We start from the raw sequence: 22,371 nt of genomic DNA on the forward strand, positions 1-22,371 counted from the left end.
CAGTTGCGGGAAGCGCTGGACGCGTGGGCGTTGCTTACAGGCTTTTGGGAACTTCGTGGGCAAGCGGCCGCTTCTGCGGGACCGGCCGCGAGGTGCTGCGGTTCGGAGATGAGCCGTGGCACCGCCCGTTTGAGTCGAGGCCGGTGGTCGCGTGTGACCTTCACGGACTGAGCGGTGGTGGGTCTACGGGAAGACTGGAACGGGCAGGGAGAACGACAGGCCTGACCTAGTCGTGTAGGACTGGCTATGTCCTCCCATAATGCGCAGCGACTCCCTCCGCAGTCGTGTCTGCCGGACGGCAGCCCCGCGGGGGAGATCGAGCGGCTTAAGTGCTTGTTTCCTTTGGCTCAGGGTTGTGCCGGTGACGGGCAGGTGGGTGTCAGTGCGGTGTGAGAATCTCCGGGCATGAGTTACGACCTGGCTGTCTGGGAGGGCGAGAGGCCGGCGGATGACAAGACCGCCGCCCGGGTCTTCAACGACATGTACGCCCGCTACATCGACGGCGAGGTGGAAGAGCGTCCTTCCGAACGCATAGCGGCCTACGTTGCCGCGCTGCTTGAGCGGTGGTGTGACCTCACAGAGGACGAGGAGGACACCTCGCCCTGGTCAACCGGGCCGTTGATCGGCGAGGCCCGTGGCCCGTTGATCTACTTCCCCATGCGGTGGAGCATGGCCGAGGAGGCATCGGCCTACGCGGCAACCGTGGCGGAGTCCATGGGGCTGGTCTGTTTCGACGTGCAGCAGAACCGGTTCAGGCCATGAGGAGAGCCGCCAGCCGGCGGTAGGCGATGAGGCTTGCGGCTATGCCGACGAAGGCAAGGAAGTGCTCGGCCTTGCGCTCGTAGCGGCGATGGAGGCGACGGCAGCCGGCCAGCCAGGACACGGTTCTCTCGACCGCCCAGCGATGTCGGCCCAACCGCTGTGCGGACTCGATACCCTTGCGGGCGATGCGTTGGCGAATTCCCCGCGCGCGGAGCCATCGGCGCAGGTGGTCGTAGTCGTAGCCCTTGTCCGCGTGCAGTTTCGCCGGCTTACGGCGCCGGGGCCCGCGGCGGGAGCGGATGGGTGGGATGCCGCACACGAGCGGCTCCAAGCCCTGACTGTCGTGCATGTTCGCACCGGAGATGCCCAGGGACAGAGACAGTCCGTTCCGGTCGGTAATCAGGTGGATCTTCGATCCCAGCTTGCCGCGGTCGGTCGGATTCGGTCCGGTCAGTGGCCCCCTCTTGCCGCCCGCAGACTGACCGAGTCGATCGCGCACCGCGACCAGTCCAGCTCACCCCGTGCTCCGAGTTCGTCAAGGATCACACGGTAGAGCTTCGCCCAGACCCGGTCCCGGCTCCACTGGGCGAACCGGCGGTAGACCGTGGGCCAGGCAGGGCCGAACACCGGCGGCAGCTGCCGCCAGGTGCAACCCGACGTCGCCACGAATATGATCGCTGCCAGAGCCTCACGGTCACCCGTCCGACGCCGGCCACCGCCCTGCGGACGTATCACCTCCGTCGGCGGCACCACCCGTCTGAACAGCACCCACAAGGCGTCCGGCACCAACCGCTCAACCAGATCCGTCATGCGCGGCTCAACGAACGATCACACCATAAGAAACGATGTCTAAGAACGATCAGTCCCGGACGCTCGCACGCCTCGGTGAGGACCAACATGGGGTCCGCATCCTGCCCCGGACCGGCTTTTCCGCCCACGGATCATGCGCACACCCGCGATGACCGCGCGGGCGATGCCCTCCGTCGCGTGCGGTCCGGCCTGCGCCCAGGTCTGCAGCGAGGTCACGAAGACGCGTCCGAGTCCTTCCATGGCGAAGGTGTCCGCGTACGGCTCGCCCGCGTCCGGGCCGGGCAGCGCGGTGACCGGGACGACGATCCGCGTCGCTGCGTCGACGAGCAGCTCGGGCATCCGCGGTTCGACGTCGGCGAGCTCGCGGGCGGCGCCGACGTCGTCGGCCTGGACGGCCCGGAGGTAGTTGAAGGCGCTGGCTTCGTTCACCTTCAGTGACAGCGTTTGTCGACCAGTTTGAGCGGCGGTTAGCGATCTCTGGGGCGATGAGTCGTCACGAGTTTTGATGGCGCTTCGCGTCAGTGATCTTGGTCTGCGGTCCGTGCGGAGCAGTCGTGTCCGTCGCCGGGCAGGGCCATGACGTTCAGCACGGGTTCCTCGCCCTCGGGGATCTCGAAGGTGAAGTTCGCTCCTGACGCGATCGCCACGAGCGAGCACTGGTCGCCAAAGGTCAACGGTGCATAGGGCTCCCAGGAACAGCCGGCTGTGTCCAAGGCGGACACGACGTCCGGGTGCTTGAGCCGTGCCGGGAGCGTGCCCGGCCCACCGCCAACCGACGGAGGGAGTTCGACGACGTCACGCCAGGTCTGGATGCAGATGAGGGAAACCTTGCGGCAGCGGCAGACACTCAGCTCAAGGTCTCCGTAGGCGAAGAGCCGCGGCCACTTTCTGTTCCGGCTCATTGTTCCGATGTCCCACGGCTCACCGAGTGCTGCGGTCACATCGTTCCAGTCGGCTCCGCTGAATACCGGGCCCAGTCGACCTGTCTTCGCCATACTGGTCAGGACATCGAGAATTTCCACGAGACGGAGCCTGGCAGGTGCCCTGACCAGCAGTCCAGCGGTTTCAGGGGGTCAGCCAGCTACGGCTTGTTCGGTTCGGGCTCGGGTGCTGGCGGGGCGGTAGGAGTCGGTGCCGGTCTCGATGATGGTGCCGTTTGATCGACAACTACTGGCACCCTGACACCGAAGAGACCCTGGCCGACAGCCTGGCAGTCCACGGCATCTCCCAGGCCACCATGCGCCGCCGGGCGGGAAAGTTCCTGACCGCGCTGCCCCCGGTCGACGCGACGCCAGCCCGCGACTGGCGACAGCACCGCACGCGCGGTACTCGCCGCGCAGCTCCCGCCCTCGAAAGGCCAGCTGCCAACACCCAAAATCCTGTCGCTGGCGGTCAAGGAATTGCACCAGCCCATCGGATCACTGATCGGCCTGCCCCACAGCGACAGCGAGAGTACGCTCGCCGCAGCCATGTTTTGGGACAGTGGGGTGAGAGACAGTGAGGTCTGGGGTGTTGTTGCTGGTCGGTGGCGGTTTCGAGGCCGTGGGGCCACCGTCCTGGGCGTGAGGTTCCTGGCCGCGCTGCCCGGCTACGGCCGCCAGCCGCGCCCCGGCAAACGCCCTTCCCGGCCCCAAAGGACGAAGTGCTGCTGAGCTTCGAGGACTTCACTTCCCAGCTTCTGGCCTGGACGCTCTCGTGGAACACCGAGCACCGCCCGGCGCCGCTTGGCGTGGCAGGACGAAGCTGCACAGTGCGCTGCGACACCCCCAGCGCCGTGGCCACCCTCCTGGTAGAACCCTGGTGCGCCACCAGTAGCAACCGCAGGCGGGCCGGGCCTCGGTGCTTTTGCTTGAGGGAATGGGCCGGGTGCGTAATGCACGCTGCAGCCCCTGCTCGATCTGTCCCACGTCCGCCTCCCCAAGCGATCAGCCGGCACGCATCGCCCGCCCCTGCCTGCCAGTTTCTGCATCCTCGGGACAGCACCGGATGATGCAGGCTACGAGCCCTGGTACGCAGATGGGTGATGGCGCCGATGGCTTGGGCAGTGAGATCTGCCGCGTACCCACAGCGCCCGTGAAAGCGTACGTATCACGTACGGGACCCGCCCCTGAGTGTGCGGATCGGGCGAACGGCACGACACAGCCGGCCGCCGGCCCCAGCAGGATCGGGGGCGGCCTGCATCAGAACGCGTCGTCGCTAGGACTGACGCGGTGCGACGCCACCGGGAGCGGACCTCCGCAGAGCTGGGTTACGTCCAACGCATGCCGATCTTGGAGAGCTGCTCGATCCGTTCCGGGTGTGAGGTCTCACCGTTGTTGCAGCGACTGCACTCCGTTGACCTGCGGCGCTGCAAGTTGATTGCGACGGGTCAGGACGCGCACGAGCTGATTGACCTGCGGTCCTAAAGGTTGCGTGAGACTGCCGCGACTGCCGCAGATGCGGGGAGAACGCCCGCTGTAACGGTGCTAGGGAGTGTCCTGGGCGCGGGGGAGCTCGCCGCCGAATGCGTCGGCGCTAAGCAGCGGCCATGTGTCAGTGAGTTCGGCAGGCGAGGGATGCCAATGGCCAGCATCGGCGCCAGCCTCGTCGGCGGCCAGGAGCAGATTGGAGCTGTTGCCGCTCCACATGGGGCAGCCCTTGCGGCGAACCATGATGGTCTCGTGCGGGGTGAACGCGCAGTAGACGGTGCCGGTGTACCGGTGTTTGACGACGTTCTTCTTGTGGACGTTGCTGTCCGCGGGGCGTCCGGCCTCATTGATCATCCAGGTGGCACGGCGTCGCTGGAAGATCCTGCCCTGCGGGCCAGTGCCTTCGCTGCCCTCTGCGTGCATGATGCGCAGCTTTCGGGCGCGGCCGAGCTTGCACAGTACTTCATGCAGGTCGTCGGCGAGCTGGCGGCTGGAGGTGGTGTAGCGGCGGCTGTCGGCGTGAGTGTGCTGCGCGCCGTCGCCCTTGCCGAAGGCGTCGAGGAAGGCCTCGATCATCTCGGGGGGTGGCTTCGCGGATGCTGTGGGGAATGCGCTTGTTCTCGGAACCGACGCCGCAGTGTTCGCGGAGCCAGGCGGCTATCGGCGCAGAGAAGAAGATGAGGCTCTTGGCGTGCCGACTGTAGGGCAGGCCCATGCGGTCCAGGAGTGCGGCTATCTCCTCGTACTTATCACCGGGGTTCTGCGCGATGCCTATGCGGTTGTTTCGGCCGTCTCCGGTGGTCCACCCCTCGGCGACGAACCAGCCGAGGAAGGCTGCCCAGTCTTTGAAGGCGAAGGTACGCGCGACTTGGTGGTGGGGTTTCTGATTCCGGGCGGGCGCGGGAGCGTCGAAGGTGACGGTGTCCGGGCTGTGGCCGCGCCAGGTGTTGGTGCGGCGGATGAAGAACTCTTGGGGGAGGGCTTGGTATTGGGCTAGGTGCCAACGACGTACCGGTTCGCCGGCGGGTTGCCGCTCGGGGCGGATCATCTCGTCGCCGCGGCGTTGGTGGGTTCCTTCGTGGCGTGCGATGCCCTTAGCACCTACGGACCGGTCGCAGTAGCGGCACAGGGTCTGGTCAGGCTTGCGGTAGTGCATCGGCGAAGCAAGCAGCCGATGAGTATGGGTGATGCAGAAGTTCACCCGATCCCCGTCGTGGAGGTTCAACTCCCCATCGAAGGGGGCGCGGATCACCTTGGTGATCGATCCCCACTCGGCGGTGTCGCCGTTGAGAGTGAGGACTTGCTCGTCGCCGCGGACCTCGGGGAAAGGTTTCCACCCTTCACTGGTGAGGAGTTCGGTTTCATCATCAAAGCAAGTACCCTGCATGGCCGCCTCGTCGTTTGCCGATGCGGTGAAACCATAGGTCACGACTACGTCATCGCCCTACTGGCCAGGGGCTTTGTACTGGGTGATGTCACACTCGCCGGGGAGTCCCGCCTGGGGGACGATCTTCCGGATGTGAAGTCAGAGCTGCTGCCGCTGCACCTGCCGGAACCGGGTCGCCGTCGTGACGCACAGCGCTGTGCCGGGGGGGGCGTCCGTCTCGACGAAGTACGGTGCCGCGTGGCGTGGAGTGAGACGCGCGCCGGTTCCCTCAGAGTGCTGCGCGCAAGGTAGTTCGCAGCAATGTGGCCACCGACCCATCTCGGCGCGAAAGCCGACCTGCTCCGCGAGGACCGAGGTGTCGCCGATCCGTTCCCCATCCGCTTCCTCGGCCGGCGGCCATGCTGGTCTTCGCCTTCAGCACCGCCAAGACCCTTCCGTCCGGTTCGCCGCCCCGTGGTAGGGCTTCATGAGCCGGCCGGCGACCTCGTGCAGCGCGTCCTGCCCCTCCTCGCCGGTCCCGGCCACGCTGCGCGCGAACGCCACCAGGCGCTGCGACACCGACCGCTCCAGCACCCGCACAAGGGCCTCCCGGACGGCCCCGATCGGGGGCTCCGGCCCCGGGGCCGCTCCGGGGCGCACCGGTAGGCCGGCCTCGGCGAACCACTCCAGCTCGGCCGGCCGCCTATCCCGCCCTTGCCGAAGGTGCCGCGCGAGCGCCGCCGCGCTCTCGACCGCTACCGGGTCCACGGTGTCCACCACCGACCCCCGGCCCCGTCCGAGCCCCCGGCGCCGGTGCCGCGGCAGCAGCCCGGCCCGCCGCCAGCCCTCCGACTGGCTGGCCGTCACCACCACTTCGCGGCCGCTGAGTTCACGGATCACCTGCTGGTCAGTCGGGCTCGGCGCTCCTCGTGCCATGCCTTCCATTACAACCCCGGGAAGTGACATTTTCTGCGGAATACCGCATCTGGCTCACTGGCCTTCGACACCACCCCGGTACCCGAGCCACTCCAAGGAGCCAGCCCGACCATGAACTCCAGAGCACCGAACCAACACCCGAACCAGAACCGCCGCCACCCTCACCACCGGACTGCTCACCACCCTCATCACCCTCGCCCTCCACCACGCCGGCCACCTGACGAACCTCCTGTCCTTCCTCACCGCCGTACTCGTCACCCTCGCCCTCACCGCGGTCTTCGCCCCCGACACCTCCACCCGCCAAGCCGCCACCCCGCACCTTCGTGGGAGCAGGCACTGGCGAGCGTGGACGACCCCGACGGGTGGCCCCCTTTGCCCCCGACCGACGGATGCGCCCCTGCCCCCGGCCGATTCCCCGACCCCCTTGTATCAAGTGGTTGACACAAAGGGGCCGGGTCGGACATCTTGTACTCACCGCTTGATACAAGTGGTGGGGCACGTCATCGTCATCGTTTCCACGGGGGTAGTCCATGACCGATCTCGACCCGGCCACCGCACCGGCCGCCTCCCGCGGCCCGGTCGACCGCTTCGCCCGCTGGACGGGCCTGGCCGCAGGCGCCCTGGCCGCCGCCCTGCTGGCCCCGCTCGACCACGGCGCCGGCGTGCTCTACGCCATCCCGGCGGCCGGCCTGTGCGCCGTCGGCGGCGTCCTGGTGGCCGACCTGCTGACCGCGCCCTCCCGCGGCGCCGTCCGCACCGCCGGCCTCGCACCGCGCCGCATCCGCGCCTACGTCCCGCCCCGCATGACCGCGCTGCTGCTCGTCCTCGCCCTCGCCCTGGTCCTCCTGCTGGTCCTCGCCGGCGCCCTGGCCACGCCGGACGACCTCGGACGGGCGGGCCGCGCCCTCACCCTCACCTGCCACGGCACGACCGAGAGGCACAGCCCCTGGCCGGGCTTCTTCTACGGCCTGCCCGTGCTGGGCTCGCTCACCGCCGCCACCGCCGTCTGCGGCTGGTCCCTGCGGCGCATCGCCACCCGCCCCGGCGACGACCGCTCCCGCCGCGACCGCTCACTGGCCGTCGTGGCCGCCTGGGGCTTCGTCGTCTCCGGCTCCCTCGTGGGCGTGACCGTGACGGCGTGCGGCACCCTGGCCGCCATGACGTGCGACGGCACGCCCGGCACCGCCGCCACCGCCGTCCTGCTGCCGCTGGCGCTGGTCTCCCTGGTGACCGCGGGAGGGACACTCCTGACCGTCTGCTCGCCCCGCGCGACCGGGCGAAGCCGGGCGGAAGGGGGAGAGAGCCGGTGAGCGGCGCCGCCGTCCGCGTCGACACCACCAGCGCCGTCCCGCCCTACGAGCAGATCCGCGCACAGCTCGCCGACCTGATCAACAGCGGCCGACTGGCCGAGGGCGAGCGCCTGCCGACGGTGCGGCAACTCGCCGCGGACCTCGGCCTCGCGGCGGGCACCGTGGCCCGCGCCTACCGGGAACTGGAGACGGCCTGCCTCATCCGCACCCGACGCGGCGCGGGCACCCGGGTGGCCCCGCCCCCACCCGGCACCCACCGCGGTGAGGCACCCGAACTCACCGAGGCGACACGGGACTTCGTCGCGTGGGCGGCGGCCCTGGACTTCGGGGAGGACACCGTGCTGGAAGCCGTACGACGCGCCTTCCGAGACCGCCAGTCGTGACAGCTGCCTTGATGCCACCTCGTGCCCGCGATGACATGCACATCGTTCAAGCGATGGGACGAACCATTGGTTATCCACCATCGGCCGGGGCAGACGTCGGGGTCAAAGGCAGGTGGCTTTGTGGACGAGAGGATTCGCACGTACTTCGTCCGTGCCGTACTGGCGGGACCAGGGATCAGCCCTCGTGCTCGTCGTGCACTAGCGCTCGGGCGGGCAGGCGCCGAGCACGAGGTCGACGAGGCGGTCCGTCTCCGGCGTGGGCTCGTCGACCACCAGCAGAGGGCCGAGCCGCTCGCCGGCTGGCTGTGAGTGCAAGACGGTCGCGGGAAATTCGATTCACGTCCCGCTGCATGACACAACGGCCCTGATGACGACCGCACTCGGGGAAGCACTGGGAGGAGACATTGGCCCGCCTGGGCCGCTCACCAAAAGTCGTGCCTGCCTCCGCGTCAGCCCCCGCCGACCACCCCGCAGTCCTGCCGCAGCTCCTGAGGCTCCATCAACGCGGATGCACCGCGGGAACGACGCCGCCCTGCCCGCGTACCCCGTCGGTCACCGTCTTCGTGGCGCCGACGGGGTATGCCCGTCACCCGCGAGCGGAGTGTGACTTCAGCGGATGCGGTGCTTCCGCCAGAAGGGGCCGAGGTCCCTGTGCGTCATCGACTGTGCGGCCTTCTTGAAGCCGGCGGTGGTGGAGACGCCGTACCAGTGGTCGTGGGCGTACTTCTTGATCAGGCGCGCCATGGTGCCGGCCCCGAGGACGTGCTCCAGGTCGGCCAGGACGCAGGGGCCGATCCCGTACACGACCTGGAAGTACTCGCCACGGTGTGTAGACCAGTAGGCCATCGAGTTGGTGAGCGCGGCGGTGGCGCTCGGCCAGGAGTCGTCCGGCGAGCACTCGAACCCGTCCCAGCGGTAGTAGCGCGCGTTGGCGTACTGAGCGAAACTCTCGTCCAGCCAGGGTGAGTTGTACTGGTCGTTGCCCACGACGCCGTACCACCACTGGTGGGCGATCTCATGGACGGTGGCGCCGCCCTCCTCATCGGTGCCGAGGATGACCAGGCCGGGGTACTCCATGCCGCCGGCGAACCCGGGGGTCATCACGAGGTCTATCTCGCCGTACGGGTAGCGGCCGAACTCCCTGCCGAACCGGTCGATGGCGGCGACGCCGTCCTTGCGGTTGAGGCGGACACCGGCGGCGGGCGTGTTCGGCGACCAATACGACTTCACGCGCACGCCGTCGGGCGAGGTCTGGGTCGCGGTGCGGAACGGGCCCGCCGCCCATGCGAAGTCCCGCACCCGCTTGGCGACGCTGTGGGTGACCGTACGTCCGGTACCGCCGGGGCGGGTCCACGTGCTGCCGGTCGCCGGGACCTTGAGGGCGGACGGGTGGTCGAGGCGCACCCGGAAGTCGCTCGCCAGGGTGTAGAAGCTCGCCGTACGACACATACGGATCGAGGTGCCACCCCCTTGCGTCGCGCACGGCGAGGACCGGCAGCGCGTTGCCCAGGAAGCGGAACGCGCCTTCGCGGCCGAAGCGGTTGTTGCGTGCGGGCACGGTGAGGGCCACGTCGAAGGAGACGGCCGTCCGCTCACCGCGTGCGAGCGGCCTCGGCAGAGTGATGCGCAGTGCCGTGCACTTCACGCCGGGGCGGCCCGGAGTGCCGCCGCTCACGTGGGAGACGCGGAGGGGGGACGGTCTTCCGGATGTCCCGCAGCCGTCCTCGCCATTGCCCCACAGGCGTATGTACACCTCACGCAGGGGCCGGCTGGAGGCGTTGCGGAAGGACACCGTCTGCCGGCCCGCCCAGTGGGAGCCGTCGGCATCGGCGCGCAGCTTCACGTCGTAGCTGGGGCGGTCGGGCGTCGCGACTTCGGCCGCTCTCACCGCGGCGCCGGGCGCCGGGCCGGACGGCGTGCCGGCCTCGGCCACGGTGGAGCCTGCAGTCGCGAGCAGCGCGAGCAAGGCGACCAGGAGACGGGGACCGGTTCTTGAGGGGCCCGTGGGCGACGAAGGCATGGCAGACGACATGCCAGCGGATCTTGTCACAGGGTTCCCCACGGCCGACACAGGCCCGCGCGAAGAGGGGAGGTCGGCTCCGCTTGGGTGGCGAAAATGCCAGGGTACGCAGGGGATGTTCGCTGTACGTTGGCGCACAGTAACGGATCCCGGTTCAACCCATCCGCAGTTCATCCCCTTCCATGAGGCCTGGCCACATGTTCCTGACCATCACCACCACCGGCACCCCCGAACGCCCCGCGACGCGGTGGTGTGCTGGTGGTGGTCGAGGATCATCAGGGTGCGGACCTGGGTGGCGAGGGCGCTGATGGCGGGGGTGCGGATGGTGACGAACGCGGAGTGGTAGGCGCGGCGTTCCTCGCGGTTGCGGGGCGGGTCGTCGGGCTGGGGCGGTGCAGGCGGGTCGGTGGTGGCGAAACGCTGCCAGGTGGTCAGGGGCCAGGAACCTTCGGCCGTGTTGCCGCTGCCCGCGTCGGCGGGTGCGTTGGGCGGTTGGTGCGCTGCGGGGTGGGGGCGGGTGTTCACCACTTGTCGGCTTCCTCGTGTGCGCCGTAGGGCCCGAATCCGGTGGCTGCGGCGGGGTGGGTGCCTCTTCGAAGGCCTTGGTCGCAGTCGGGCCCACGGCCCGAAAGAACGCTCGGTGGAGGGTGACACGCCCGCGCTTGTTCTTGAACGGTCGCTCATGTATCTTCGTGTCATGCCCAGACCCCGAGAGTTCGAGCCCGATGCCGTGGTGGACCAGGCCATGCTTCGCTTCTGGTGGCGGGGTTACCGGGCCACCTCTGTCGACGATCTCGTCAAGGCGACAGGGGTGAAGCCCGGCAGCCTCTACAGCGCGTTCCCCGGCGGCAAGCACACCCTGTTCCTGAAGTCGCTGGAGCGGTACTCCAAGCTGATCGTTCCCCAGAAGCTGGGTGAGCTGGCTGCGCCCGGCGCCTCACTGGCCGCGCTCCGCGGGTACTTCGACGGCCTCGTGCACGACCTGCTCAGCCCGGAAGGCCGACAGGGATGCCTGCTGGTGAACACGGCGATCGAGAACGCCGCCGAGGACGACGAGGCCGCCGCCGTCGTCCGCGGACACCTCGCCCGCCTCGAGCAGTGCATGACCACGGCCCTGCGCAACGCCCGCGACGCGGACGAGGTGCGCGCCTCGGTGGACCCGGCCGGTAGCGCCAAGGTGCTGGTCGCGACGTGCCAGGGGCTGATGGTCGTGGGGAAGGCGAACCCCGACGCGACGGTGCTGCGCGCCATCGTCGACAACGCTTTCGCCGTACTCGTCTGACGCTCGACCTGTGGGGCCACCGCATGCGGTGGCTCTTTTTTCCGACCAATAGTTGAACCACTACTCAAGAATGGATCCGCTCATGAAGGCCATCGTCATCTCCACCTACGGCGCTCCCGAGGTCCTGCACATCACCGACCTGCCCGACCCCGTGCCGGCGCAGGGGGAGGTGTTGATCCGGGTCAGGGCATTCGGCCTCAACCATGCGGAGGCATACATGCGCGCGGGTGCCTGGGGCGAGGTCGCGGCCGTCCCCGGCATCGAGTGCGCCGGCGTGGTCGAGGCTGATCCTTCCGGGCGACTCGCCCCCGGAACCCCGGTCGTGGCGATCCTCGGTGGCATGGGCCGCACCCGCAACGGCAGCTATGCCGAACTGGTCACGGTACCGGCCACCAACGTGGCCGTGGTGAACTCCTCACTGGGATGGGCAGAGTTGGCGGCCGTTCCCGAGGTCTATGCGACGGCGTGGTACGGGCTGTTCGGCAACCTGGACCTTAGGCCCGGCGAGCGGGTCCTGGTGCGCGGGGCAACCTCTTCCCTCGGCCAGGCCGCGGTCAACCTCGCCGTCGACCACGGTGCGAGGGTGCTCGCGACCACCCGGAATCCGGCCCACGCACCGCTCCTGAAGGAACTCGGCGCCGAGGACGTCCTCATCGACGACGGCCACCTGGCCGCACAGGTCGACAAGGGCACGACCCCGATCGACGCGGTGTTCGATCTTGTCGGCAACAACGTCCTGCGCGACTCCCTGGCCACGGTCCGCCTCCGCGGACGAGTCTGCCAACTCGGCTTCCTCGGGGGCTTCGAGCCGGTGCGCGACTTCGATCCCATCGTCGACCTGCCCACCGGAGTGCAACTCAGCTTCTTCGGCAGCGCTTTCGTCCTCGGCAGCCCCGAGTTCCCGCTCGCCGACGTTCCCCTGGAAGCGATCTACGCCAAGGTCGAGGCAGGGACCTACCCGGCAAGGCCGGCACAGGTCTTCCGTTTCCATGAGATCGTCGAAGCCCACCGGGTCATGGAAGCGGGCAGTGCGCTGGGCAAAATGACCGTCACCGTGGGCTGAGACCTCGCCCGGCTTCACCACAGCCAGCGGGCGGCAAGCCGTCAGGACCAGGTCATCCCGCCCGCGGCTTGAAACCGCAGACAGGACTGCGGAGCCCAGCCACGGCCTCGGGTCCTGGGCGACCTAGCCGAGCCCCGGTGGGGTGTCAGGCTGGGCGGAACCGGATCTGATCACTTGTGACGGACAGGACCTGCGGCCGACGCCGGCCACGAGGGTGAGTACGCCCGCGCGCAGCGAGGCGGTGACGGCGTCGTACTCCCCGGTGATGCGCACCTGGGTGAGGGCACGGTCGTGGCGGCGGACGAGTTCGGCCAGTGCCGTGTGGAAGCGCCGCGCCTGGCGTCGTGCCGCACCGGCCGCCCCCGCGTGGATCAGGAGCTGCTGCGCTGGACCTTCAGCCGCCTCGCCTGACCACCACGCCGCCATGCCGCGCGCCGTGCCACCGCCGTCCGTCACCGTGGTCATCGACCCGGGCGACGACGTCATCCACACGCACACAGCCCTGGCCGCCCACCACCCGCCGTCCGGCCGGATGCGATTTCTCGTTTTGGTGTCGGTGGTGGTGAGAGTCGGTCGCGCTGGTCCAGGGGTGGGTGTTACGGGGCTGGTCAGTGGCTGTTTGTGGGTGGGTGGGCCGCTGTCATGAGGTGAGAGATTGATGGGTGGGATCGCTGTCGTGGGGCTTTATCGCATGGGAGCTGAAGCTGTCTCAGGTTCGAGAGTTCTTATGCGCTGAGGTTGGCCCGGTCGGTGTGATCGTGGGGTGGATCAAGAGGTAAGGGCCGGTCGTGGGGCTGTGCTGCCCAGGGGGTTGGTGGTGCGTCGTCTGCTGGAGCGGCAGCAGGCGGGGGAACTGGCCACGAGGCATGTGCGTGCGGTCGCTGAGACGGTGGGTGTCTCGGAGCGTACGGTGTGGCGCTGGCTGGAGCAGGCCAAGACGACTGGGCAGGTGGAGGCGCCGGTCCGGCAGGGGTATGCGGTGTCGGACGAGGTGTGGGCGCTGCTGGGCGACGTGGGAGGGAATGTCGCTGAGCTGAGGCGCCGGCTGGCCGCGGCTGGCGGCGGGGCCTCGGTGCCGTCGGCGTCGACACTGCACCGGGTGATCCGCAGGGACCGTCGGGCGGGGCGGGCTTTGCTGGTCGAGCGGGAGCCTGTGGTGGCCGGGCCGAGCAGGCCCGATCCGCTCAGCGAGCTGGGCTTGAACGTCGTGGCCGGTCAAGGTGCAGGTGGGCAGGTGTTTCTGCGGGAGCAGAAGCACCTGGCGCAGGTTCCGGTCCTGGTGCCGGGCGCGCAGGTGGTGCACACGCCTGCTGTGCGGTCGGTGCTGCGGACGGTCGCGCACGCGGCCGCGGTGGGGGCGGTGGTGTGTTTGTACGGCGACGCCGGCCAGGGCAAGACCGTCGCGTTGCAGTACGCCTTGTCCCAGCTGCCGCATCCTGCCCCGGTCCGTCGGGTTCACGTTGGTGTGCATCCGACGGTTCCCGAGTTGCGCCGGGTGCTCGCGGACGCTCTTGAGCTGGGCAGGCGTCTGCCGCGCGGGGCGGGGGAGGCCGACCTGATGCTGGTGAACGCGCTACGGCAGCCTCGTGTGCTGGTACTGGACGAGGCACAGCGTCTTCCGGGGCCGGCGCTAGAGTTTCTGCGCGGGCTGTGGGACCACCCGGACACGGACACGGCCCTCGTGCTCGCTGGTGCGGGCAGCGAGCGGGCGCTGCGCCGCGTGCCCGCATTGGCCTCTCGGGTGCTGACCTGGGAGCTGGTGCCGCGCCTCAGTCAGCGGGAGGTGGCCACCGTGATGACTGCCTTCCACCCGCTGTGGGAGGACGTGACCGAGGCCGATGTCGCGTGGGTGGACGAGCATGTGGGACACGGCAACTTCCGGACCTGGGCGAAGCTGACCTCGCACCTTACCGCCGAGACCTATGGCAAGAGCCGGGCGGTAGTGGACCGCCGGATGCTGGAGCGGGCCTGCGCACGGCTCATGGGGCCGTTGTGACCGGCGCCGCCGGGCCGACAGAGGGCGCTTCCCGCTCCGGCATCCACGGGGAGGACAGAGGTGTGCGGGGAGGCCTGCCTTCTTCCTCCCTGTCGGCGCTGCGCGGCACTGCCGTGCGCAGGCTGCTCGCCCTGCGGCAGGAACAGAAACTGACGACCCGACACGTACGGCTGATGGCCCATTCGTTGGAAGTGACCGAGCGCACGGTGTGGCGGTGGCTTGCCGCTGCCGAGCGTGACGAGTCCGCGGCCGCGGAGCCCGGGGCGCGGGCCCAGAGCAAAGACCGCTTCTCCGTCACCCCCGAAGTGCGCCGCCTGCTGGCCTTGTGGAAGGGCAACGTCGCGGCGGTGCATCGTGAGCTGATCGCTCGCGCGGCCAGGGGCGAGGGGGATCCGCCTCCGTCGATTCCGACGCTGCACCGGGCGATGCGCCGTGATCTGACGCCGGGGGAGCGGGCAGGGCTTGCGGGAGGGGAGCGGGCGGCTCGTAAGCATGATGTGTTCCTGGCCCGGCCACGCTCCTGGCGTAACCAGGTGTGGGAGACCGACCACATGCAGGTTCCGGTGCTGGTCGATGTCGATGTCGATGGCAAGGCCCGCAGGCCGTGGATCACCTGGTTCACCGACTGCGCGACGAACGCGATCACCGGCGTCGCGGTCACGCCGGGGGATCCGTCGCGGGAGTCGGTACTCGCTGCGCTGCGCTCGGCGGTCCTGCGTGAGGACCCCTACGGCCCGTTCGGCGGCGTGCCCGAGAAGGTACGGGTGGACCGCGGTAAGGACTTCCTGTCTAGGACGGTGACCGCCGCGTTCGATCTGTTGGACGTGACGGTGGAGGACCTGCCCGCCTACACCCCCCACCTCAAGGGCACCGTGGAGGGCCTGAACCGGGCGGTGGAGGCCATGTTCCTGGCTGCGTTGCCCGGCTACGCCCGCCAGCCGCGCCCCGGCAGACGCTGCTCCCGTCCGAAGGACGAAGTGCTGCTCACCTTCGAAGACTTCACCGCCCGGCTGCTGGCCTGGACGCTGTGGTGGAACACCGAGCACCGCCCGGCGCCGCTTGGGGGCAGGACGCCGCTTCAAGCGTGGCAGGACGATCCCACCCCGCTGCGGGACGTGCCGGCCGCGGATCTGTGGACGTTCACCCTGGAGGACGCCGGTACCCGCACGCTGACCACCCGCGGCATCCGCTTCAGGAAACGCGACTACGTGGGGCCCTGGATGACCGGGCAGGCTGGGATCCAGGTGCGGGTCCGTTTCATGCCCCACCACGACCACCGCATCGAGGTCTACCACGCTGCCACCGGCCGCTACCTCGGTCCCGCGGACCTGGCCGACCAGGCCACTGAGGAACAGGTCAGCGCGGTACGGCGGGCGCGGGCCGCTCGCAGCCGCCGCCTGAAGAAGGATCTCGAAGCTGCCCAGCGCGAGCGCTACGCCGCCGTGAACCAGCCCGAGGCGCCTCGGCGGCTCGGCGCGCTGACGGGTGCGCAGGCTGATGCCGAACTCACCCAGAGGGCTGACTTGGACCTCGCGCAGCTCGCGATGCCAGACCTCATCCCGCACGCCGCGCCCCCGGCCGACTGGCGCACCCCGGCTTCCCTGGCCGCGCTGACCACGCCAGGCCCGCCCGTCCGGTCCCCGTACGGCCGTGACGGCGCTTGCGCCCCCGACGGCCCGGGCGGGCGGGCCGCACCTCCCACCACCGATGAAGACGCAGACGCCTCGTGACCGCGGCCACCTACCAGTACGTCGACCTGCCCGATGCCTCCGTGGTCACCACCCGCGCCCTGCTCACCGCCCGGGAGAACATCAGCGACACGGTCGCTGCCCGCGCGATGATGTGCATCCACGGCGGTGCCGGCTTCGGCAAGACCCTCGCCGTCAACACCTGCCTGCGCGCACTGGAACCCGGCGAGGACGTCCGAAAGATCACTTTCCGGGCCCGGCCCACGGCCCGCGCGGTGCGCTATGAGCTGTTCACCGCGCTCGACCTGGCCGGCGAGCCACCGCGCCACCCCAGCGAGTTCGACCGTCTGCTGAAGACGGCTCTGGCCGAACGCCCTCGCACGTTCCTTGTTGACGAGGCCCAGTGGCTGAACGGTGAGGCGTTCGAGTACTTCCGCTACCTGTGGGACGAGCCTTCCACCCAGCTCGCGATCATTTTCGTCGGTGGCGCGGGCTGTCACACCGTGCTGCGCCGTGAACCGATGCTGTCCTCCCGTGTCTTCATCTGGCAGCAGTTCACCCGCCTCACACCCGACGAGGTCCTCGAGGTGATCCCGCTGTTCCACCCACTCTGGGCTGACGCCGACCCCGAGGACCTCACGTTCGCCGACAGCCACGCCGCGCACGGCAACTTCCGCGCCTGGGCCCAGCTGACCGCCCACGCCCGTACCGCCCTGGCACGCACCGGCCGCCCGCGCGTCGACCAGGAGCTGCTGCGCTGGGCCTTCAGCCGCCTCGCCTGACCACCCCGCCCATGCCTCCTGCCCCGCCGCTGCCGTCCGTCATCGTGGTTCTCGACCGCCACGACGACACGCTGCACACGCACACCGCTCTGGCCGCCCACCATCCGCTGTCCGGCCGGATCACCCTGCACCCCGGCCCGGGCACCACCAGCGTGGCCGGCCTCGCCCACGACCTTCTCGTCGCCCTGGGCAAGCCGCCCCTGCTCCCGGGCCGCTTTCCCGGCGGCCGTCAGCCCGCCTGGGAAGCCGCCACGGCCTGGATGACCGCCCTGCCCGTGACCCGGCTGACCGTCCTGCGCGCCCACCGGCTCACCGCCCGCCGCACGATGCGCCTGCTGCAGCTACAGGCCCGCACCGGTATCCACCTGACCCTGGTCTGCCATCGCCCTCACCTTCCCGCCGCTGTGCACCAGGCCCTGCGGACGACCGACTACATCGTCACCGCGGACTTCGAGGCTGCCCGCCGCCACTACTACGGCACGCCTGTCGCCGAACCCCCGCCCGCAGATGAGCCCGCCGCGCCGGCCAGCCGGTGGCTCACCCTGCCGGTACTTGACCGCATCGTCTCCTACGACAGCCCCCGCCCCTGCACCGACCCGTGCACGCCGCCCCCGATCGCCTGGCGGCACCGCCCACCGCCCGTTCCTCTCACCGCGCCCACCGCCCAGCGCGTCGCCCAACGGCTGCACACGGCGACCGCACACCCCCGCCTGGCCGCAGCCCTCGCCGCCGCACTGTTCACCGGCGCCTCCCTCCAGCAACTCGCCACCGCACGCCCCCGCGACAACCCTGCTTTCTCACGCCACACCAGTTCCACCGGCCGGCAGGCCAGCGCCACCACCGCCGGATCCCGGTCCAGCAGCATCAGCTGAGTCCGCATGACACCGGACCCGTACGCCACCAGCCGCCCGGTCGTCGACGACCACCACCAGCCCGGAGCAACGCGCCGCCCGGGCCGGACAGGGAAAGGCCGTACCGCAGGACTCTCCTCGACGGGGACGTCCTGCGCAGCCTCAAGCCACGGGACCTGACGCGAGCACCCCAGAGGGTCCCGGAAGCGCACATCGATCAGGCTGGCATCTACAGCCGCAGCTTCTTCGCGTCGAACAGCATCACCCGTACTGTGCGGCTCGAGGATGCTGCACCCGGCCCCGGGGACCGCGGACGAGGCGGCCTCCTGGCTGCTGTCGATGATCACGTACTCCACACAACGCCATGCCTGACCTGCCGCGCAGGAGAACCGGCCGGTAACCGCAACATCGGTGGTGCAACCGCCGGATGTTGGGGCTGCACGCGGCACCCCCGGGCACCGGTGTCAGTGCAGAGTTCCGCACTTTTCACGTTCCCATTGCAGGCCGTTGTGTCCGTCCTCGCCCTCACCCAGGGCGCCGCGAGCACGTCCCCGGCGATCAGCACCGGGAGCAACCGCCCGTACGCACGGGTACGACGTGCTGCAGTACCTGGCGAAGGCGCCCGGCGAACTCATGGGCAGCCAGGGCGTCGATCATCGTGTCCCTGGCGCCACACCATCCTGGCCTCGGGTGGAGAAGTGCAGCAGGCGCCGCTTCGGCAGCGGCCTGCGTGTCGTCCTCCTGGCCCTCACTGTCACCCCGGACCGTTTACAAGGGGGCGGAACGAGGCGCTGGCGACCATGTCCGTCGGGTCCTCACCCGGCTCCAGAACACCGGCACGATGTCCTGGCCACCCCGATCTCCACCTGCGAGCCGCGGGTGTCGGCGAAGCAGACGGCCTCGACTCCCCGCTCGCGTTGGGTGCGGGGATGGCTGCTCGGCGAACCAAGGCGGACATCAGGCGGGAGTCACCAACGCGCACCGGCCCGCCCCTGGAATGGCATCCGTACGCGCTGCGTACGCTAAATGTACGCTTTATCGGCTACTCTGCGGTCACCGTAGCTGCGCTTGGGCGGTCGGCCCCTGGCGACTGTCAGGCCCCTGGCGACTGTCAGGTCCATCGCATGCCGATGGCGGAGAGCTGTTCCACCCGCTCTGGCGAGAGCGCCCCGGCCCTGCTCCGCTGGTTGCTGACCCATGCCCCTAGTCGCACAAGGTGTTCCTCCTGGTCCTGGCCGGTGCCGCTGCCCTCGCCGCAGTCGCGGACGCCGATGACGATGGTCTCGGTGTGTTTGCGGGGTACGCGAAGATGCCCCTCACGCTCGAAGAACTGCTGGGCGGCCGCGTAGTTCAGCGCCCATTTGTCGGCTTGGCTGCGCCGCGGCTTGGGCTTTTCATGGTCGCCTGCGGGTTGGATGCCGATGACGTGCTCTAGCATCCACTGCTGCACACCGGTGAGGTTGTCCCAGCCGAGCTGCTGTGCTCGTACCCACCGCCCCAGGTCCTCGCCCTGGTGCACGACCACGCCCGGCGACGTGGGCAGCTGGCCGCCGCCCTGTAGGTGCTGCCGGAGGAGGTGGAAGGCGCGCTGCCATTCCACGGGCCAGGTGGGGCACCAGGCGGGGTCGATGTCGTCCAGTTGCTCGCGCCGCTCCTGTGAAAGGGCGCCGGCCGCCGAGCCGACCGGCAGGCCTTCGGCGCGCCGCTGCTCGATGTAGACAGCTTTCCGGGCGGCGGCCCGCGCGTTCTTGAGAAATAGCCCTACCCGGTAGCCCTGGTAGGTGGCGTCTGTCGGTGCCAGGAGGTGGCCCGCTTCGGCTGCCCACCCACGGGCGGCGGCCAGGCCTTCCTCCCATGCGACGTCGTAGTGCGACCAGACCATGCCCAACCGTTCCAGCTGCGCCACACGGTCGGGGCCCATGGTGCCCCGGGCGTAGATCCTTCGAGCGTCGGCCACCCATTGCCCCAGCGGGAACGCGGCGAGCGTGGCCGGCCACCCCTCGCCGTTCTTCGCCTCTTGCTCCTGGTCGTCGCTGCCCGCGGTGGGGACGCGGTAGGTGAAGGGCACGCGCAGGTCGCCGTGCAGCCGGTGGTAGATGGCGGCGGCCTCGATGCCGCGTCGCCAGTGGGCGTGTTCGGGGTCGAGGACGCGCAGGTTGATGAACGCGGCCAGCTGCGCCGGGTCCCGGGGGGTGGAGAACTTCAGTAGTTCCCGGGCCGGTACCGAGAGCCGGTCGCTTCGGTCGCTGTCTGCTCCCTCCTCACCCTGCCCGCTGCGGGTCTGTACGCCCCTGACACGGCTTGGCGCCTGGGGCTGGGCCAGAGCTTCCACGACGCGGGCGTCGTGTGCCCTGAGCGCTTCCAGCAGCTGGGCCAGGCCGCCGAAGGCCCGCGAGGTGAGCATGTTCTCGACCGTCTCCCCGGGCCCGAGCAGGACCGGCACCACCAGCGAGGCGACCTTCCCCTCACCGGGCTGCATCCGCAGTGCCCGGCCCACGGCCTGGACGAGGTCGGGCATGGAGCCGCGGACGTCGGCGAAGTAGACGGAGTCACAGTTCCTGGTGTCGACGCCCTCGCCGAGCACTCGCACCGAGCCCAGGAAGCTCTTCTCCACGACCGTGCCGTCCCTGGCGATCCCTGCCTCGAACTCGCCGAGCACTCGACGCCGGTGGCCTGGCTTGTGGTCGCCGCACAGCCAGTTCGCCCACACGGTGCGCGGGTACAACTCAGCGTCGGCCGCATGCAGCCGGTCGGCGACCTGGGGGAGGCCGGCCGCGAACGCCTCGGCCTCCTTCACCTGATGGTGAAAGACCAGCGTCCTTTTGAAACCCTCCTCGGCTGAGGCCTTCACCAGCGCGGTCTGGAGCGCGGCGAGTCGGGCCCCGCGCACCTGCTCGGATCGTGCGTCCTGGCCCAGGAGCTGGGCGGCTTGGAGTTGAGTGTCGGTGATGTCTACGCACACCACCTGGTAGGGCGCGCAGATTCCCCGGTCGATGGCCTCGGACAGCGTCAGCGTGTAGCAGCGCGCCCCGAACGGGCTGTCCGGGGCGTCTTCCATGCTCGCCACCAGCTCGCCAGGCGCGCCCTCGGCATCCTCGTCCAGCTGCCACAGGCGGGGCGTGGCCGTCATGTAGAGGCGGCGCAGGGCGGGGATGCGGGTGTTGTCGTGGACGACCGCCCACGGCTTGCCGATCCGGCCCGAGGTCCGGTGTGCCTCATCGACCACGATGAGGTCCCAGCCCGGAAGGCCGGCCTTGTGGGCCCGCTCCAGGGTGCCGAGCCCGAGGGAGGCGTAGGTGGCGAACACGGTGACCTTGTCGAGCGGCCGCACCCAGTCGACGAGCTCCTGCACGTCCGTGGTGTTGGGGAAGGACGCTTCCTCACCCCGCAGGGAGGACACCCCGATCATCGGGCCCGTCCGGCCTCCCTCGCGCCACGCGGCCTGGGTCTGGGCGAGCAGATCGAGGGAGGGAACGAGGATGAGTACGCGTCCTGCCCGGAGCTCCTCGGCGCTGCGCACGGCGACGAGGGTCTTACCCGATCCGGTCGCCATGACCACCTGCGTCCGCAGCCCCCGCTCGGACACAGTGGATCTTGCAGGCAATTCTAGGCCACGAAGTACCGCGTCTACGGCTTCTCGCTGGTGGGGGCGGAGTTCTTTCACTGCCATCGACCGGCTTTCTGCTGTCTGTCGGAGCACGACGCGATCTCGTCAAGTTCCCTGCTGAAGCTGGGCATTGACCTCATGCGGTTGTGCAAGGCCACGGACCGCCGCGGGGTGCAGGCCCGATAGCTGACGATGATCACGGCCTCGGACACCTCCGCTGGTGGTGCCTCACCAGTCCAGAGTCTATCGCGGACTAAAAATGAAGCACAGCAAGAGAAAGACAGCATGCAGCATGATAGTTTCCAGCGCGGGGGCCTTCTGCTGTCTGTGCCCGCATCGAACAAGATTGGCCCGCGGGCCCCGGAAAGACAGGTGGGTGCCGGCTGTGACTGCCGAGTGGTACGTCCTCATCGAGGAGGACACCCGGACGACGGAGCGCCCTGACGGTGTGGAACTCAGGCTGCACCGGTGGATGCTGGTGGGTACCTACCGCATCGGCCAGGACGAGGCGGACGCGGTGGCGGCGGCCGAGGATGCGGCCCTGAATTACATGCCGGGGGTGCTGGCCCGGCATGCGCGGCCGGGAGATGAGCCAGCCCGGCATGCGTTCCTCGCTCAAGACGGTGCGTGGGTGGTGCTCCTGAGGCAGCGGCACCGTGAGTGTCATATACGGGTGACCACGGCCCGGCTCATGCACTCGCAGGAAGACAAGGAAGCACCACCGAAAAGCCTGAAGGAAAAATTCCGCAACACCTTGGAGGGGCCACCACCATCCCTGAAGCCCTGGACACCACCAAAGCAACGCGGGCAGAGCTGAACCGACCACCCCCTCGCAGCCAGCCAGGCCCGCGCGAGCGGGCCCATGGTCCTGGAGGCGCAGCCGGAAGGACCGTCAGGCGGGGGAGCGCAGCGGACCCGCCGGCCAGGCGGAGCGAAGCGAAAGCCTGACAGCGGGACGGAGTCCCGCTGTCAGGTAGCGCAGCGAACGGACCGTCAACCGTGGTGCGAAGCACCACGGTTGTGCGGGTGGCGTAGCCACCCGCCAGCGCTCCCGCGGAGCGGGAGCGCAACACCCGCGCGCAGCGCGGGTGTTCGCTTGCTCCGGGC

Annotated in this window: 19 protein-coding genes and 2 pseudogenes; 10 read left to right on the forward strand and 11 right to left on the reverse strand. The window is 69.5% G+C overall.

The annotated features are described in order from the left end of the window. Positions 1-405: 405 nt before the first annotated feature. Entirely contained in the window at positions 406-762 is a 357-nt protein-coding gene (locus IG05_RS0138595) for a hypothetical protein (protein ID WP_030348793.1), read from the forward strand. On the opposite strand, the gene IG05_RS47325 is transcribed toward IG05_RS0138595, so the two are convergent. The 7 genes and pseudogenes from IG05_RS47325 to IG05_RS0138630 all read right to left on the reverse strand — a co-directional run bounded on the left by IG05_RS47325 (position 752) and on the right by IG05_RS0138630 (position 6,282). Further along, positions 752-1,572, reverse strand: a protein-coding gene (locus tag IG05_RS47325) for an IS5 family transposase (RefSeq protein WP_107051501.1) whose coding sequence is annotated in 2 segments (ribosomal slippage) — positions 752-1,225 and positions 1,228-1,572 — 819 coding nt in all. Because the reading frame shifts where the segments join, the coding sequence is not laid out codon by codon here. The genes IG05_RS0138595 and IG05_RS47325 overlap by 11 nt on opposite strands. Before the next feature lie 39 nt (positions 1,573-1,611). Next, on the reverse strand, positions 1,612-2,001 hold the full coding sequence (locus IG05_RS0138610) for a hypothetical protein (protein WP_234336220.1): 390 nt from the start codon (positions 1,999-2,001) through the stop codon (positions 1,612-1,614). Positions 2,002-2,090: 89 nt separating this feature from the next. After that, complete coding sequence (locus IG05_RS48650; RefSeq protein WP_199808468.1) at positions 2,091-2,594, reverse strand: hypothetical protein; 504 nt, start codon at positions 2,592-2,594, stop codon at positions 2,091-2,093. 51 nt (positions 2,595-2,645) lie between these two features. Further along, positions 2,646-2,729 (reverse strand): annotated as a pseudogene (locus tag IG05_RS50365) (AAA family ATPase); the annotation flags it as partial. A 1,308-nt stretch (positions 2,730-4,037) separates the two neighbouring features. After that, positions 4,038-4,556 carry a hypothetical protein gene (locus IG05_RS0138625; protein ID WP_030348798.1) on the reverse strand — a complete coding sequence of 173 codons (519 nt, stop codon included), beginning with the start codon at positions 4,554-4,556 and terminating at the stop codon, positions 4,038-4,040. Continuing rightward, the gene (locus tag IG05_RS48655; protein WP_199808466.1) at positions 4,444-5,409 is read right to left on the reverse strand and encodes a hypothetical protein; all 966 of its coding nucleotides are present in this window, start codon (positions 5,407-5,409) and stop codon (positions 4,444-4,446) included. The genes IG05_RS0138625 and IG05_RS48655 overlap by 113 nt, the downstream gene beginning before the upstream one ends. A gap of 372 nt (positions 5,410-5,781) precedes the next feature. After that, on the reverse strand, positions 5,782-6,282 hold the full coding sequence (locus IG05_RS0138630) for a hypothetical protein (RefSeq protein WP_158839113.1): 501 nt from the start codon (positions 6,280-6,282) through the stop codon (positions 5,782-5,784). Between the two features lie 530 nt (positions 6,283-6,812). Between IG05_RS0138630 and IG05_RS0138640 the strand changes: the two genes are divergently transcribed. Both IG05_RS0138640 and IG05_RS0138645 read left to right on the forward strand, forming a co-directional pair. After that, entirely contained in the window at positions 6,813-7,592 is a 780-nt protein-coding gene (locus IG05_RS0138640; RefSeq protein WP_051790722.1) for a hypothetical protein, read from the forward strand. Next, the gene (locus IG05_RS0138645; protein WP_030348802.1) at positions 7,589-7,975 is read left to right on the forward strand and encodes a GntR family transcriptional regulator; all 387 of its coding nucleotides are present in this window, start codon (positions 7,589-7,591) and stop codon (positions 7,973-7,975) included. Before IG05_RS0138640 ends, IG05_RS0138645 begins: the two co-directional genes overlap by 4 nt. 609 nt (positions 7,976-8,584) lie before the next feature. Here the strand turns inward: IG05_RS0138645 and IG05_RS42880 are convergent. Together IG05_RS42880 and IG05_RS49700 are read right to left on the reverse strand one after the other, a co-directional pair. Further along, a pseudogene (locus IG05_RS42880) lies at positions 8,585-10,007 on the reverse strand (M1 family metallopeptidase). 198 nt (positions 10,008-10,205) lie between these two features. Then, a complete protein-coding gene (locus tag IG05_RS49700) occupies positions 10,206-10,523 on the reverse strand; it encodes a hypothetical protein (RefSeq protein WP_030348803.1) in 318 nt (105 codons plus the stop codon). A gap of 169 nt (positions 10,524-10,692) precedes the next feature. Between IG05_RS49700 and IG05_RS0138665 the strand changes: the two genes are divergently transcribed. Both IG05_RS0138665 and IG05_RS0138670 read left to right on the forward strand, forming a co-directional pair. Further along, positions 10,693-11,277, forward strand: a complete 585-nt coding sequence (locus IG05_RS0138665) for a TetR/AcrR family transcriptional regulator (RefSeq protein ID WP_030348804.1) — start codon at positions 10,693-10,695, stop codon at positions 11,275-11,277. Between the two features lie 82 nt (positions 11,278-11,359). After that, positions 11,360-12,340: a zinc-binding dehydrogenase gene (locus IG05_RS0138670; protein ID WP_030348805.1), complete on the forward strand. Its 981-nt coding sequence runs from the start codon at positions 11,360-11,362 to the stop codon at positions 12,338-12,340. A 123-nt stretch (positions 12,341-12,463) separates the two neighbouring features. On the opposite strand, the gene IG05_RS48125 is transcribed toward IG05_RS0138670, so the two are convergent. After that, on the reverse strand, positions 12,464-12,805 hold the full coding sequence (locus IG05_RS48125) for a hypothetical protein (protein ID WP_030348806.1): 342 nt from the start codon (positions 12,803-12,805) through the stop codon (positions 12,464-12,466). Between the two features lie 352 nt (positions 12,806-13,157). Between IG05_RS48125 and IG05_RS0138680 the strand changes: the two genes are divergently transcribed. The 4 genes from IG05_RS0138680 to IG05_RS0138695 all read left to right on the forward strand — a co-directional run bounded on the left by IG05_RS0138680 (position 13,158) and on the right by IG05_RS0138695 (position 17,678). After that, positions 13,158-14,336 carry an ATP-binding protein gene (locus IG05_RS0138680; protein ID WP_158839116.1) on the forward strand — a complete coding sequence of 393 codons (1,179 nt, stop codon included), beginning with the start codon at positions 13,158-13,160 and terminating at the stop codon, positions 14,334-14,336. Between the two features lie 113 nt (positions 14,337-14,449). After that, positions 14,450-16,066 carry a Mu transposase C-terminal domain-containing protein gene (locus IG05_RS0138685; protein ID WP_078894828.1) on the forward strand — a complete coding sequence of 539 codons (1,617 nt, stop codon included), beginning with the start codon at positions 14,450-14,452 and terminating at the stop codon, positions 16,064-16,066. Next, on the forward strand, positions 16,063-16,806 hold the full coding sequence (locus IG05_RS0138690) for an ATP-binding protein (protein WP_030348809.1): 744 nt from the start codon (positions 16,063-16,065) through the stop codon (positions 16,804-16,806). Before IG05_RS0138685 ends, IG05_RS0138690 begins: the two co-directional genes overlap by 4 nt. A gap of 11 nt (positions 16,807-16,817) precedes the next feature. Beyond that, a complete protein-coding gene (locus IG05_RS0138695; RefSeq protein ID WP_234336224.1) occupies positions 16,818-17,678 on the forward strand; it encodes a hypothetical protein in 861 nt (286 codons plus the stop codon). A 1,090-nt stretch (positions 17,679-18,768) separates the two neighbouring features. On the opposite strand, the gene IG05_RS0138705 is transcribed toward IG05_RS0138695, so the two are convergent. Next, positions 18,769-21,327 (reverse strand): DEAD/DEAH box helicase, encoded by a 2,559-nt coding sequence (locus IG05_RS0138705; RefSeq protein ID WP_078894826.1) that lies wholly within the window; start codon positions 21,325-21,327, stop codon positions 18,769-18,771. A gap of 322 nt (positions 21,328-21,649) precedes the next feature. Between IG05_RS0138705 and IG05_RS0138715 the strand changes: the two genes are divergently transcribed. Then, the gene (locus IG05_RS0138715) at positions 21,650-22,081 is read left to right on the forward strand and encodes a hypothetical protein (protein ID WP_030348812.1); all 432 of its coding nucleotides are present in this window, start codon (positions 21,650-21,652) and stop codon (positions 22,079-22,081) included. The last annotated feature ends 290 nt before the right edge of the window (positions 22,082-22,371 follow it).

It is taken from the genome of Streptomyces sp. NRRL S-1022 (assembly GCF_000720135.1).
In the GTDB taxonomy this organism is placed as follows: domain Bacteria; phylum Actinomycetota; class Actinomycetes; order Streptomycetales; family Streptomycetaceae; genus Streptomyces.